This window comes from Massilia sp. Soil_C_3, assembly GCF_057657035.1.
In genome coordinates, this window is sequence record NZ_JBDGJG010000001.1 from 46,027 (window position 1) to 59,658 (window position 13,632).

Here is a 13,632-nt window from a genome sequence, read left to right on the forward strand (position 1 = left end):
GGAGGGCGGCATGCTGAGAGAATTCTTCAAGTTCGAGCTGGACTTCCAGCTGCGCCAGCCCCTGCTGTGGGTGTGCGCGCTGATCTTCGGCGCGCTGGCCTTCGGCGCCACCACCAGCGATGCGATCCAGGTCGGCGGCAGCATCGGCAACGTCAACCGCAATGCGCCGACCGTGGTCGCGCAGATGCTCGGCATCTTCAGCCTGATGTCGATGTTCGTCGTCACCATCTTCATCGCCGGCGGCGTGCTGCGCGACGGCGAAGTGGGCATTTCCGACATGCTGTTTGCCACGCCGATGAAAAAGCACGACTACCTGATCGGCCGCTTTGCCGCCGGCCTGGTGGCTTGCCTCCTCATCTTCGCCATGATCGTGCTCGGCACGATGCTCGGTCCCGTGATGCCCTGGGTCGATGCCCAGCGCGTGGGTCCTTTCCCCGGCACGGCCTACCTGTGGGCGCTGGGCGTGCTGGTGGTGCCCAACCTGTTCTTCATCGGCGCCTTGCTGATGCTGCTGGCCGCCACCACGCGCTCGATCATGATGGTGTACGTCGGCGTGATGGCCTTCTTCGTGCTGTGGATCGTCGCCGGCAGCTTTACTTCGAACATCGACAATGAATGGATCGCCGTGCTGGCCGATCCCTTCGGCCTGCGCGCCCTTGGCCGCGCCACGCGCTACTTCTCGACCGCCGAAGCGAATGCCGGCCTGCCTGACTTCAAGGGCTATATGCTGGCCAACCGCCTGCTATGGAGCGCCATCGCCCTGGTGCTGGTCGGCCTGACCCTGGCCCTGTTCAAGCCGCAGCGCGCCGGCACCGGCAAGCGCCTGTTCGGCAAGGCCAAGGCGCAGGCCGCGCCGGCCTTCATGCCGGTAGCGGTCGCGCTGCCGCGCGTCGCGCCACGCTTCACGGGCGCCACGCGCTGGGCCCAGTGCTGGCACATCTTCGCCTTCGATGCCGTCGCGGTATTCAAGAGCGTGCCATTTCTCGTCATGCTGCTGTTCGGCGTGCTGAACATGGTCGGCAGTGCGAGCGTGCTGGACGAAATGTTCGGCACCGACGTCTACCCGCGCACGCACCTGATGATCGACCTGCTGAAAGGCTCGTTCAACTTCCTCCTGATTATCATCGTCACCTTCTACGCGGGCGAGTTGATCTTCAAGGAACGCCAGTCCAGGATCGCCGACGTGAGCGACGCCATGCCGATGCCGAACTGGGCGCCGCTGGTCGCCAAGAGCCTGGCGCTGGTGGGCGTGGTGCTGGTCTTCCTGTTCGCCGGGATCCTGACCGCGATCGCCATCCAGTTGTTCCGGGGCGGGGCGCCGGTCGAATTCGGCGTGTACGTCGAGGGCGTGTTCATGGCCGGCCTGCCGTTCGTGCTCATGGCGCTGATCGCCATCGTGCTGCAGGTCGTCACCAACAATAAGTTCATCGGCTACCTGCTGGTGATCGTCCTGATGATCGCGCAGATCGTCCTATCGGTGATGCACTTCGATCACAACCTGTACAACATCGCGCTGCTGCCCGAGACGCCGTATTCGGACATGAACGGCTTCGGCCACTTCGTCACGGGCTGGTCCTGGTTCGCGCTGTACTGGACCCTGTTCTGCCTGGCGGCGCTGATCGTGGCCCAGGCCTTCTGGGTGCGCGGCCTGTCGGTCGAGTGGCGTGCGCGCGTGCGCGAAGCGGGCCGCCGCCTGCGGGGCAGCGCGGGCGTGGCGCTGGCGCTGTGCACGATCGCCTTCGCCCTGGTCGGCGGCTGGATCTTCCATAACACCGTGACCCTGGGCCGCTACGAAGCCAAGAACGTCAGCATGGACAGGCAGGCCCGGTACGAGAAGGACTACCGCCAGTACAAGGATCTGCCGCATCCGAAGGTCATCGACGTGCGCGCCGCGGTCGACATCTATCCGGAGCAGCGCCGAGTGACGGTCAAGGGCAGCTATGTCCTGGAGAACAAGACCGGCAAGCCGCTCGACACCCTGCGCCTGCAGTTCAATACCCACGTCGTCACCACCCTGGGCAAGCTGCCGCCGCACCAGGTGGTGCTGGACGATACGGACACCGGTTTCAGGATCCTGAAACTGGCCGCGCCCCTGGCGCCGGGCGCGCGCCTGCCGCTCGACTTCACGATCGATGCGCATCGCCAGGGCTTCTCGAATTCTGGCGAGGCCGACACCTTCAACCTGAACGGCACCTTCTTCAACAACCACGAGTTCTTCCCGCTGCTCGGCTACCAGGCCGACTACGAGCTGAAGGACCGCAACGAGCGCCGCAAGCGCGGGCTGGGCGAGCCGGAGCGCATGGCCAAGCTCGAGAACGAGGCGGCGCGCGCCGATTCGATGTTCGGGGGCGGTGCGGACTGGATCGGCTTCGAGACCACGGTGTCGACCAGCGGCGACCAGATCGCGCTGGCGCCGGGCTACCTGCAACGGTCGTGGAAGGAGAACGGCCGCAACTACTACCATTACAAGATGGACCAGAAGATGATGCCGTTCTTCGCCTACCTGTCGGCCCGCTGGCAAGTCAAGAAGGGCGACTGGAACGGCATCCCGATCGAGATCTATTACGACGCCAAGCACGGCTACAACGTGGACCGGATGATCGAGGCCACCCGCAAGTCGCTGGACTACTTCACCACCGAGTTCACGCCTTACCAGCACAAGCAGGTGCGCATCCTGGAGTTTCCGAACTACGAGACCTTCGCCCAGTCGTTCGCCAATACCATCCCGTTCTCGGAGTCGATCGGCTTCATCGCCGACCTGCGCGACAAGGAAGACATCGACTACGTGTTCTACGTGACGGCCCATGAGATGGCGCACCAGTGGTGGGGACACCAGGTCACCGCCGCCAATGTGCAGGGCGCGAGCATGCTGATCGAATCGCTGTCGCAGTACTCGGCGCTGATGGTGATGGAGAAGGAGTACGGTCGCCACCAGATGCGCCGCTTCCTGCGCTACGAGCTCGATCGCTACCTGCGTTCGCGTGGTGGCGAGGCGATCGAAGAGCTGCCTTTGAATCGCGTGGAGAACCAGGATTACATCCACTACCGCAAGGGCAGCCTGATCTTCTATCGCTTGCGCGACGAGATCGGCGAACAGGCGCTGAACCGCGCGCTCAAGCGCTTCCTCGAAGACAAGGGCTACCAGGAGTCGCCGTTCACCACCTCGAAGGAACTGCTCGACTATATCCGCGCGGAGTCGCCGGTCGACAAGCACGCCCTGATCTCGGACATGTTCGAGAAAATCGTGTTCTACGATAACCGCGTGACGCTGGCGTCGGCGAAGAAGCGTCCGGACGGCCAGTGGGACGTGACGATGACGCTGCACCTGGCCAAGATGGAAGCCGACGGCAAGGGCAAGGAAACCGCGCGCGCCTACGACGAGCCGGTGGAGATCGGGGTGTTCGCCCGCGCCAAGGGGGCCGGGGAAGCCGATGAAAAAGTGCTGCTCCTGGAAAAGCGGGTGCTGTCCGGCGACAATCCGGCGGTGACGGTCACGGTGAAGGAGCAGCCGTTCGAGGTGGGCGTCGATCCCTACAACAAGATGATCGACCGCGTGTCGCGCGACAACCGCAAGGAGGTCGCTTTCGAATGATCCGCGGCGGGCATGGCGGGGTGGGGCGACACGCAGGCGCCAAACGCGGCATACTGGCGATTCTTCGTCCTTCGCCGCTCATGATGAAACTTGCTGTCGCTGCCTCCGTGCTCGCCATCCTGCCGCTGCTGTCCCTGGCTGCGCCGGCCCCCGCCGCGCGCCAGGAAATCGCCCACCTGATCGGCTACCTGACCGCATCCGGCTGCAGCTTCCAGCGCAACGGCAGCTGGCACGACGCCGCGCAAGCGGCCAAACACCTCCAGCGCAAGTACGACTACCTGCAGAAGCGCGACCTGGTTGCCTCGGGCGAGGATTTCATCGCGCGCGCCGCCACCGAAAGCAGCCTCAGCGGCAAGCCATACCAGGTCCGCTGCGGCGGCAACGCGCCGGTCGCCAGCGCCGCCTGGCTCAAGGCCGAGCTGGCGAACTACCGGCGCGCGCGTCCATCCCGCTGAATTCGCGCATCAGCTTGCCCGTTCCGTCGTAGGTATTCCCTCTGCATTGACTCGTGCATGGCTTCCGTGTGAGGATTTGCTCTATATTAAATAACAACAATATCTGACCGCGGAAGCGGGGCCGGCCGTCACGGAAAAGGCCGGGTCCCGACGAGAGGGAATGCAATGCTGGCTAAGAGCTTGGCATGGTGGATGCCGGTGTTGCTATTGGGCGTATGGAATGGCGCCGCACAGGCTGTCCATACCGACCCGATTGCACAGCTGGTGCACCAGACGCGCTATGGAGAGGCGAGCAGTGCGATCGAGGCCAGGTTGGCACGCAATGCCACCGATCCGACGGCACTGGCCGCATCGGTCGACGTGCGCATCGCCCAGGGCGAGCCGGACGACTTGCCGCAGGCGCGCGCCATGGCCGAACGCTGCGTCCAGGCCAATCCGGACAGCAGTGCCTGCGCCGAGGCGCTGGGGAACGTTTTGCTGGCGCAGTCGCGCGCAGGCGGCCTGCTTGCGTTCGTGCGCAATGCGCATGCCACGCGCGATACCCTGGAGCGCGCGATCCGCTTCGATCCGATGAATTACCGCGCCCGCGTGACGCTGATGGGCTTTTATCTCGACGCGCCGTTCTTCCTGGGCGGCAGCGAGGTGCGCGCGCGCGAACTGGCCGCCGAAGCACGGCGGCTCGATCCCGACCTGACCAGCCTGATGCGCGCCATGTGCGCTTTCGCCGAGGGAAAACTCGACGAGGCCGAGCAGAACATCCTGGCGGCCGACCTCACGCAGTACGAACTGGTGCAGGGCAGCCAGCGGGAGTTGCTGCTGACCCTGGCCAGTGCCCACCTCGACGCCGGCCGCTATGCGCAGAGCGGCCGGCTGTTCGAGGAACTGAGCCGCCGGCTGCCGTCCAGCGAGCATGGGCCCTACGGACTGGCGCAGGTGGCGCGCGCCCAGGGACGCCTGGCCGAAGCCGCGCTGCAGCTGGAGAGGGCGGCGGCGATCGCCCCCAAGCCTTACGTCTACAAGACGCTGGGCGAAGTCCATGAAGCGCGCCACGACCGGCCGCGCGCGATCGCGGCCTACCAGGCGGCGCTGGGGGGCGTCCCGCCGCTCGCGAGGCGCGAGCGCAAGCAGGTGACGGCGCAGCTGGCGCAGCTGAAGCGGCGTTGATGCCTGGTCGGGGGATGGCAACCCACGAGGAGATTTACACGGCGATCAGCGGATTCTTGGTGACCGCCACCGCCAGGATGTAGGCGAAGCAGGCCAGTGCGCCGACGAAGGCCAGCGCGCGCACCTGGCGCGTGCGGCCGCGCTTGAGCGCCACCGTGCCCAGGCCGATGTAGGCGACCAGGGCCACCAGCTTGGCCGTCAGCCACGGCGCCTGGCCCGGGTACTGGCTGCTCCATGCCGCCAGGCCGACGGCGCTGGCCAGCAGCAGGGTGTCGATCGCGTGCGGCGCGATCCTGACCCAGCGCTGCTCCAGGCGCCGCGAATCGGCCAGCATCCACAGGCCGCGGACGAGGAACAGGGCGCCGCTCAACACGGCAAAGGTCATGTGGATGTGCTTGAGGGCGTAGTAACTCATCGTCGGGGCGGGATTGGTTGCGACTCCGGCAGTATGCCTGAGCCGGCCCCGCGGGCGCCTCTTTTCAAAGGCCCGGTCAGCCGCACTCGCCGACGTAGTGGCACGACGCGCAGCGCGAACAGCCATCGACCTTGCGCAGCGCCAGCGCGCCGCATTCCGGACATTTGGCGCCGTTCAGGACGGACAGGGGCTCGGCCGGCGTCTCCGCCTGCAACTGCGGCCCCGGCGCGGCGTCGTGCATGCGCCGTTCGAAGCCGCGCGCGAGCGCGTCCACCGGCACCTGGTTGCCCTGCTCGTCGAGGAAGCCGCGCCGGATCAGCATCCGCTGCAGCATGAAGGCGATCGCCGCCACTTCGGAGTCGTGGTACACCGGCACCTGCACGCCATCGTCGCGCACGATGTGGCCGCAGCGCACCGGGCCTTTTTCCCACACCACTTCGCGCATGTCGGCCAATGCCCGCGCGATCGGGCCGCCGGCCCGCGCCACCATCGACAGCAACCGCATCGAGGCCGTGATCCACTGGTGGCCGCCGGTGCGCTGGTTGGCCGGCATGAAGAACTCGAAAGGGCGCTCGATCGTGACCCGGCGGCCATCCCATGCTCCTTCAGCGCGCAGGAAGCTCACCGTCAGGTAGACGGTCTTGCGGCCTTCATGGGTCGAATACTCGATCTTCGAGGTCACCGATTCCAGCTCGCCCAGCGGACGGTGCTCGAAGCGCCTGCGCAGCGGGTCGTCTTCCGATGGGGGCTGCGTTGCAGCCGGCGCGGAGTCTGCCACTGGCGCAGCCGACAACACACTCCCCAGCACCGCGTTCGGCCGATAGGTCGCCAGCCCCTTCAGGCCGGCGCGCCAGGCTTCCAGGTACAAGTCGCGGAAATCGTCGTAGGGATAATCCTCGGGCACGTTGACGGTCTTCGAGATCGCGGTGTCGATGAAGGGCTGGACCGCTTCCACCATGCGCAGGTGGTCCAGCGCGCGCATCTCGAGCGCGCTGACGAAGGCTGGCGGTAAGGGAGCGTCGCCATGCAGCTGGCGGTACAGGCGCCAGGCGTGGTCGCACACCTCGTAGCTGCGCGTGCCGCCGTCGGCCGTGCGCTTTTTTCGCTGGTAGGTCCAGGAATAGGGCGGCTCGATGCCGTTCGAGGCATTGTCGGCGAAGGCCAGCGAGATGGTGCCGGTCGGCGCGATCGACAGCAGGTGCGAGTTGCGGATGCCGTGGGCGCGGATACCGTCGCGCAGCGCCTGCGGCAGGCGTTCGACGAACTGCCCGCGCAGGTATTTGTCGGCGTCGAACAGCGGAAAGGCGCCTTTTTCGCGCGCCAGTTCGATCGAGGCCGCGTAGGCCGCGTCGCGCAGCCCGGTCGCGATGCGCGCCGCCATGGCCCGGCCTTCGTCGGCGTCGTAGCGCAGGCCCAGCATCGCCAGCGCGCTGCCCAGGCCCAAAAAGCCCAGCCCGATGCGGCGCTTGGCGCGCGCCTCTTCGGCCTGCTGCGGCAGCGGCCATCGGGTGGCGTCCAGCACCAGGTCGAGCATGCGCACCGCTACCGTGGCCACCGCGCGCAGGCGTTCCAAGTCCAGCCGCGCATCGGGGGTGAACGGCGCATCGACGAAGGCGGTGAGGTTGAGCGAGCCGAGGTCGCAGCAGCCATACGGCGGCAGCGGCTGCTCGCCGCAGGGATTGGTGGCGCGCAGCTCTTCGGCATACCAGAGGTTGTTCTCGGCATTCATGCGGTCGATGAACAGCACGCCCGGCTCGGCATGGTCGTAGGTCGAGACCATGATGCGCTCCCACAGGTCGCGCGCGCGCACGCTGCGGTAGACCCATAGGCCGTCTTCCCTGCGGTGGCCGCCGGCGGCCTGGTCCTCGTCGCCCGGCTCGGCCGCGTGCACCAGCGCGAAGGCGTCGTCGGCCTCGACGGCGCGCATGAAGCCATCGGTCACGCCGACCGAGATATTGAAATTGGTGAGACGGCCCGTGTCCTTGGCCGCGATGAAGCGTTCGATGTCGGGATGGTCGATGCGCAGCACGCCCATCTGGGCGCCGCGCCGGGCGCCGGCCGATTCCACCGTGCGGCAGGAGGCATCGAACACTTCCATGTACGACACCGGACCGGAAGCGCGCGAGGCGGTGCCGGCGACCTTGCTGCCCAGCGGGCGGATCGCGGAAAAATCGTAGCCGACCCCGCCGCCGCGGCGCATGGTCTCGGCGGCTTCGCTGAGCGCGGTATAGATGCCGGGCAGGCCGTCGCTGGTGCCGGAGATCGAGTCGCCGACCGGCTGGACGAAACAGTTGATGAGGGTGGCCGAGAGGCCGAGGCCGGCGGCGGATGCGATGCGGCCGGCGGGAACGAAGCCCTGTTGCTGGGCCTCCAGGAAGCGGCGCTCCCATTCGGCGCGCGGCGGCGGGGGCTCGAGGGCGGCCAGGGCGCGTGCGACGCGCCGCTGCACGTCCCCGATCGTGCGCTCGTCGCCGCGCGCGTATTTTTCGCGCAGCACGTCCAGCGACACTTCCTGCGCGGGCAGGGCGCCGGTCGGTGCTTCTTGTGCATTCATGCCGGTTGCCCTGTCCATGAATGCACCCGCTGTTACGGTTTGTTGATCGGCGTGTCGCCCGATTTGTCGAGACTCGGCGGCAGCACGATGGTCGGATCTTCGGGCTGGGCCGGGAACGGCGCGGTGGCCGACGGCGCCGCGCCCGTTGGCGGGGTGGCCGATGCGGTGACAGTGGCGGAGGCGCCGGAGGCCAGGCGGGCTTCGAGTTCGATCACGCGCAGCTCGAGCGCTTCCAGCTTGGCGCGGGTCTTGGCCAGCACCTGGGCCTGGATGTCGAATTCCTCGCGCGTGACCAGGTCGAGCTTGGCGAAACCAGAAGTCATCGCCGCCTTGACGTTGCGCTCGATGTCCTTGGCCGGGCCACTTTCCAGTGCCTGGTTGATCTTGCCTTGCAAATCGCTGAAGAAGTTGCTGTTGTTCATGGTCCCTATCCCTTTCTGCCGGGGTTGCATGCACCAAGGAGGTGCAATACAGCCTGATTTGGTGCGTCGCGCAACACGACGGACGCCGTTCGCTATCGATTGTATTGAAGCAAGTCGTATCTGGGGCACGTTTACAAAAAAAACAAGGCCATTTTCATCGCTTTTATGAGCTGGCACACATCCTGCTAAATGAAGGGGGAGATAACGCACGAAAAAAGGATTCCAAACGCAGTAACTGTCCAAGGGGGTTTGTCATGAAGTGCAATGCAAAAATCAACGCAATTAGCCTGGCGATTCTGGCTTTCACCAGCATCCCGGCCATGGCACAGGAACAACCCGCCGAACACCAGGTGAGCTATAACGTGGCACTCACCAGCGACTACCGTTACCGCGGCCTGTCGCAAACCGATTCCGACCCCGCCCTGTCCGGTGGCGTCGACTACGTACACAGCCCAACCGGCTTTTACGTAGGCACCTGGCTCTCCACCATCAAGTGGACGAAGGATCTGGGTGGCGACGGCAATATTGAATGGGATGTGTATGCCGGCAAGCGTGGCCAGTTGACCGACGAAGTCAGCTACGACGTTGGCGGCCTGTATTACTGGTATCCGGATAACAGCCTGGATCCGAATGCAAATACTTTTGAACTCTACGGCAAGCTCGGCTTCGGTCCTGCGTATATCAAGTATTCGCACTCGACGACCAATCTGTTCGGCACCGCCGACAGCAAGCGCAGCGGTTACCTGGACCTGGGCGCCGATATCGACGTCACCAACGGCTTCCTGCTGAACCTGCAAGTCGGCCGCCAGCGCGTGAAGAACAACAGCCCGGCGTCCTACACGCACTACAAGATCGGCGTGACGAAGGACTTTGGGGTCGCCACCGTGGCCCTGGCCTGGCACAAGGCGAATACCGACGCCTACCTGAGTCCGGAAGGAAAGAACCTGGGCAAGTCAGCCGCCGTGCTGTCCGTGTCAAAAACTTTTTGATAGCAAAAGAGGCAATACCATGAAAATGATTACCGCCATCATCAAGCCCTTCAAGCTCGACGAAGTGCGTGAAGCGCTGTCGGAAATCAACGTGCAAGGCATGACGGTGACCGAAGTGAAGGGTTTCGGTCGCCAGAAGGGTCACACAGAGCTGTACCGTGGCGCCGAGTACGTTGTCGATTTCCTGCCCAAGATCAAGATCGAAGCCGCCGTTGACGATGCCATCGTCGACCAGGTGATCGATGCGATCCAGGGCGCCGCCCGCACCGGCAAGATCGGTGACGGCAAGATCTTCGTGGCCGACCTGACCCAGGTCATCCGTATCCGTACCGGCGAGACCGGCAACGACGCACTGTAAGAAGGAAAGTGTTCATGAAGCATATAACGACAAAAATCCTGACCGCCATGCTGGGCCTGGGCCTGGCCCTCCCGGCCATGGCGGCGCCGTCCATCAACAAAGGGGATACCGCCTGGATGTTCGTTGCCACCCTGCTGGTCATCATGATGGTGATCCCGGGCCTGGCGCTGTTCTACGGCGGCATGGTGCGCGCCAAGAACATGCTGTCGGTGCTGATGCAGGTCATGATGGTGTTTTCGCTGATCATCGTGCTGTGGTGCCTGTACGGCTACTCGCTGGCTTTCACCTCGGGTAACGCCTTCATCGGCGGCTTCGACCGCGCCTTCCTGCAAGGCATCTGGGACCCGGTCGCCGGCACCTTCTCGATGGGCGCCACCTTCACCAAAGAGGTGATGATCCCCGAGTTCATCTTCGTTGCCTTCCAGGGCACCTTCGCCGCCATCACCTGCGCGCTGATCGTCGGCTCGTTCGCAGAGCGCGCGCGCTTCGCGGCGGTGCTGGCCTTCGTGGTGATCTGGTTCACCTTCGCCTACCTGCCGATGGCGCACATGGTCTGGTTCTGGGCCGGTCCTGACGCGATCACCGACGCCGCTTCGCTGGCTACCGTCAGCGCCGGCGCCGGCTACCTGTGGCAGCAGGGCGCGCTCGACTTCGCGGGCGGCACCGTGGTGCACATCAACTCCGCGGTTGCCGGCCTAGTCGGCGCCTACGTGATCGGCAAGCGTGTCGGCTACGGCAAGGAATCGATGGCCCCGCACTCGCTGCCGATGACCATGGTCGGCGCCTCGCTGCTGTGGGTCGGCTGGTTCGGCTTCAACGCCGGTTCGGCGCTCGAAGCGGGCGACATCGCGGCGCTGGCCTTCATCAACACCCTGCTGGCGACTGCCGCCGCTACCGTGGCGTGGGCAGCCGGCGAATGGCTCTTCAAGCGCAAGCCATCGATGCTGGGCGCCGCCTCGGGCGCTATCTCGGGCCTGGTGGCGATCACCCCGGGCGCCGGTTTCGTCGGTCCGATGGGCGCCTTGGTCATGGGCCTGCTGGCTGGTATCATCTGCCTGTGGGGCGTGACCGGCCTGAAGCGCATGCTGCGCGCCGACGATTCGCTCGACGTGTTCGGCGTGCACGGCGTGGGCGGCATCCTGGGCGCGCTGCTGACTGGCGTATTCGCGGCGCCGTCGCTGGGCGGCCAGGGCGTGTGGGACTACACCACCAATGCCATGGCCACCGGCTACTCGATCGGCAGCCAGGTGCTGGTGCAGGCGCACGGCGTGGTCGTGACCATCGTCTGGTCGGGCATCGTCGCCTTCATCGCCTTCAAGCTGGTCGACATCGTGATCGGCCTGCGCGTACCTGAAGACGAAGAGCGCGAAGGCCTGGACATCACCAGCCACGGCGAATCGGCGTACCGTTACTGATATCCGACAAGGATGTCAGTCTGAAAGGCGCCTGCGGGCGCCTTTTTTGCTTTCTTGGCAACCTCTTTAAAAAGGCCAGGTACACCCCATATGACAGATCCAACTTAACAAATAACAAACGGCGCAAGAAGTCGCGCATAACAGGGAAAGCCACATACATGGTTCCGCACCTCGCCACCGCCCAGACCGGTCCTTTGCTCGACCTGGAAAAGAAAATCCTCGAAGCCACCCCCGCCATCGAGCGCTGGTTCCGGCTCGAGTGGCAGGAGCATACGCCGCCGTTCTATTGCTCGGTCGACCTGCGCAATGCCGGTTACAAGCTGGCGCCGGTCGATACCAACCTGTTCCCGGGCGGTTTCAACAACCTGCCGACCGAAATGCTGCCGCTGACGGTGCAGGCCGCCATGGCCGCGATCGACAAGTATTGCCCGGACGCGCGCAACCTGATCCTGGTGCCCGAGACGCATACGCGCAACCCGATGTACCTGCAGAACGTGGCGCGCCTGATGCAGATCTTCCGCCAGACCGGCCTGCACGTGCGCCTGGGTTCGTTCTCGCCGGACGTCACCGAACCGACCCCGCTGGCCCTGCCTGACGGCAATATGCTGGTGGTCGAGCCGTTAGTGCGCTCGCCCAACGGGCGCCGCGTCGGCCTGGCCGATTTCGATCCCTGCACCATCCTGCTCAACAACGACCTGTCGGCCGGGATCCCGGCCATCCTCGAAAACGTGCACGAGCAGTCTCTGCTGCCGCCGCTGCACGCCGGCTGGGCGCTGCGCCGCAAGAGCAACCACCTGAAGGCGTTCGACGAGGTGGCCAAGAAGTTCGGCAAGCTGATCGACATCGATCCGTGGCTGGTCAATCCGCTGCACAGCACGTGCGGCGAAGTCGACCTGCGCGAGAACGTCGGCACCGAGGAGCTGGCCGACAACGTCTCTGCGCTGTTCTCGAAGATCAAGAAGAAATACAAGGAATACGGCATGAAGGAGCGCAAGCCCTTCGTGATCCTGAAGCCCGACGCCGGCACCTACGGCATGGGCGTAATGACGATCAAGGATGCGAGCGAAGTGCGCGACCTGACCCCGGCCCAGCGCGCGCGCATGTCGGTGATCAAGGATGGCGTGGCCGTGACCGACCTGATCATCCAGGAAGGGGTGCCCACCTTCGAATCGATCGACGACGCGGTGGCCGAGCCGGTGGTGTACATGATCGACCGCTACGTGGTGGGCGGCTTCTACCGCGTGCACGCCGAGCGCGGCATCGACCAGAACCTGAATTCGCCGGGCTCGCAATACGTGCCGCTGGCCTTCGCCCAGCAGCATGCGGTGCCGGACCTGAAGGCCAAGCCGGGCACGGCGGCGCCAAATCGCTTCTATGTGTATGGCGTGGTGGCGCGGCTGGGCATGCTGGCGGCGTCGCTGGAAATGGAACGCACGGATCCGAATCCGGAAGTCTATTGATCGTGGCGGGGAGGGCGGCTCCTGCCGGCCTTGTCCGCTCCCGCTTGATCCGCTTATTCTTCCTTGCGCACCACGTACATGAAATGCGAGCGCAGCACCGGCGCCAGCGCCGTGAGCAATTCGGACACCATATACGGCGCGACGGCCAGCAGGCGGTGGATCGGCGGCGCCAGCACCAGGCTGCGGTAGCGCTGCCCGCTCCCGGTCCACCATTCCTGCAGCTCGGCCCGGGTGACCTTGCGCACGTTGCGGTTGCGCGGGTTGTCGTAGCGAAAATCGAACACCAGGCACCAGCCCCCCGGGCGCAGCGCGCGCCACATCTGGGCGGCCAGCTCGCGCCGCAGGGCCGGATCGAGCACCGAGGAAAATACCGTCAGCGCCGTGACCAGGTCGTAGCTCGCCGGCGGCAGCGCGTCGAGCGTGCCCAGGTGCCAGCGCACGCCGTGTGCCGTACATCGGCGCGCATGGTCGAGCCGGTCTTTTTGCAGTTCGGTGCCGGTGAGATTGGCCGGCGAGGCGCCCCAGTCGATCATCTGGCGCAGGAAGCCGCCGCTGCCGCAGCCGACGTCCAGCACCTGCACGCTTGATAAATCCGGGCCGACCGTGCAGGACAGCAGGTCGGCGAAGCCGCGCGCGCGCGCCGCCACCTGCTGCAGGATCTCGGGCCGGTGCCAGGCATAGCGCGCCAGCGCCGCCCCGCCATGCCAGTTGCGGTAGACGTCTTCGATGCGCTCCTGCTCGGCCTGTTGGCTTGGTTGGGTATCCATGCCCTCATGTTCTCGCGCGATTGTATTGACGCGATTGAGCT

10 protein-coding genes and 1 pseudogene are annotated in these 13,632 nt (G+C 65.4%); 7 read left to right on the forward strand and 4 right to left on the reverse strand.

Translation table 11 applies throughout. From position 1 onward, the window contains the following. Positions 1–10 precede the first annotated feature (10 nt). The 3 genes from AC3A6F_RS00170 to AC3A6F_RS00180 all read left to right on the forward strand — a co-directional run bounded on the left by AC3A6F_RS00170 (position 11) and on the right by AC3A6F_RS00180 (position 5,211). Complete coding sequence (locus AC3A6F_RS00170; protein WP_487677873.1) at positions 11–3,592, forward strand: ABC transporter permease/M1 family aminopeptidase; 3,582 nt, start codon at positions 11–13, stop codon at positions 3,590–3,592. A gap of 80 nt (positions 3,593–3,672) precedes the next feature. Continuing rightward, positions 3,673–4,047 (forward strand): YfeK family protein, encoded by a 375-nt coding sequence (locus tag AC3A6F_RS00175; protein ID WP_487677875.1) that lies wholly within the window; start codon positions 3,673–3,675, stop codon positions 4,045–4,047. A 165-nt stretch (positions 4,048–4,212) separates the two neighbouring features. Continuing rightward, positions 4,213–5,211 carry a tetratricopeptide repeat protein gene (locus AC3A6F_RS00180; protein ID WP_487677877.1) on the forward strand — a complete coding sequence of 333 codons (999 nt, stop codon included), beginning with the start codon at positions 4,213–4,215 and terminating at the stop codon, positions 5,209–5,211. A 34-nt stretch (positions 5,212–5,245) separates the two neighbouring features. On the opposite strand, the gene AC3A6F_RS00185 is transcribed toward AC3A6F_RS00180, so the two are convergent. The 3 genes and pseudogenes from AC3A6F_RS00185 to AC3A6F_RS00195 all read right to left on the reverse strand — a co-directional run. After that, positions 5,246–5,626 carry a SirB2 family protein gene (locus tag AC3A6F_RS00185; protein WP_487677878.1) on the reverse strand — a complete coding sequence of 127 codons (381 nt, stop codon included), beginning with the start codon at positions 5,624–5,626 and terminating at the stop codon, positions 5,246–5,248. 76 nt (positions 5,627–5,702) lie between these two features. Further along, positions 5,703–8,180 (reverse strand): adenosylcobalamin-dependent ribonucleoside-diphosphate reductase, encoded by a 2,478-nt coding sequence (locus AC3A6F_RS00190; RefSeq protein WP_487677880.1) that lies wholly within the window; start codon positions 8,178–8,180, stop codon positions 5,703–5,705. A 194-nt stretch (positions 8,181–8,374) separates the two neighbouring features. Continuing rightward, positions 8,375–8,602 (reverse strand): annotated as a pseudogene (locus AC3A6F_RS00195) (accessory factor UbiK family protein); the annotation flags it as partial. A gap of 254 nt (positions 8,603–8,856) precedes the next feature. On the opposite strand from AC3A6F_RS00195, the gene AC3A6F_RS00200 reads away from it, so the two are divergent. From AC3A6F_RS00200 to gshA, 4 genes are all read left to right on the forward strand, one after another. After that, a complete protein-coding gene (locus tag AC3A6F_RS00200) occupies positions 8,857–9,591 on the forward strand; it encodes a TorF family putative porin (RefSeq protein ID WP_487678469.1) in 735 nt (244 codons plus the stop codon). Between the two features lie 19 nt (positions 9,592–9,610). Beyond that, positions 9,611–9,949, forward strand: coding sequence for a P-II family nitrogen regulator (glnK, locus tag AC3A6F_RS00205; protein ID WP_109345130.1), 339 nt, complete (start codon positions 9,611–9,613; stop codon positions 9,947–9,949). A 14-nt stretch (positions 9,950–9,963) separates the two neighbouring features. Continuing rightward, entirely contained in the window at positions 9,964–11,364 is a 1,401-nt protein-coding gene (amt, locus tag AC3A6F_RS00210; protein WP_123071210.1) for an ammonium transporter, read from the forward strand. A gap of 158 nt (positions 11,365–11,522) precedes the next feature. Then, positions 11,523–12,824 carry a glutamate--cysteine ligase gene (gshA, locus tag AC3A6F_RS00215; RefSeq protein ID WP_487677882.1) on the forward strand — a complete coding sequence of 434 codons (1,302 nt, stop codon included), beginning with the start codon at positions 11,523–11,525 and terminating at the stop codon, positions 12,822–12,824. A 53-nt stretch (positions 12,825–12,877) separates the two neighbouring features. On the opposite strand, the gene AC3A6F_RS00220 is transcribed toward gshA, so the two are convergent. Next, positions 12,878–13,591, reverse strand: a complete 714-nt coding sequence (locus tag AC3A6F_RS00220) for a class I SAM-dependent methyltransferase (RefSeq protein ID WP_487677884.1) — start codon at positions 13,589–13,591, stop codon at positions 12,878–12,880. Between the last annotated feature and the right edge of the window lie 41 nt (positions 13,592–13,632).

Bases quoted from the DNA above. Each gene is read 5' to 3' on its own strand.
- AC3A6F_RS00170 (WP_487677873.1), top strand. From the start codon at position 11: ATGCTGAGAGAATTCTTCAAGTTCGAGCTGGACTTCCAGCTGCGCCAG.
- AC3A6F_RS00175 (WP_487677875.1), top strand. From the start codon at position 3,673: ATGATGAAACTTGCTGTCGCTGCCTCCGTGCTCGCCATCCTGCCGCTG.
- AC3A6F_RS00180 (WP_487677877.1), top strand. From the start codon at position 4,213: ATGCTGGCTAAGAGCTTGGCATGGTGGATGCCGGTGTTGCTATTGGGC.
- AC3A6F_RS00185 (WP_487677878.1), bottom strand. From the start codon at position 5,626: ATGAGTTACTACGCCCTCAAGCACATCCACATGACCTTTGCCGTGTTG.
- AC3A6F_RS00190 (WP_487677880.1), bottom strand. From the start codon at position 8,180: ATGAATGCACAAGAAGCACCGACCGGCGCCCTGCCCGCGCAGGAAGTG.
- AC3A6F_RS00200 (WP_487678469.1), top strand. From the start codon at position 8,857: ATGAAGTGCAATGCAAAAATCAACGCAATTAGCCTGGCGATTCTGGCT.
- glnK (WP_109345130.1), top strand. From the start codon at position 9,611: ATGAAAATGATTACCGCCATCATCAAGCCCTTCAAGCTCGACGAAGTG.
- amt (WP_123071210.1), top strand. From the start codon at position 9,964: ATGAAGCATATAACGACAAAAATCCTGACCGCCATGCTGGGCCTGGGC.
- gshA (WP_487677882.1), top strand. From the start codon at position 11,523: ATGGTTCCGCACCTCGCCACCGCCCAGACCGGTCCTTTGCTCGACCTG.
- AC3A6F_RS00220 (WP_487677884.1), bottom strand. From the start codon at position 13,591: ATGGATACCCAACCAAGCCAACAGGCCGAGCAGGAGCGCATCGAAGAC.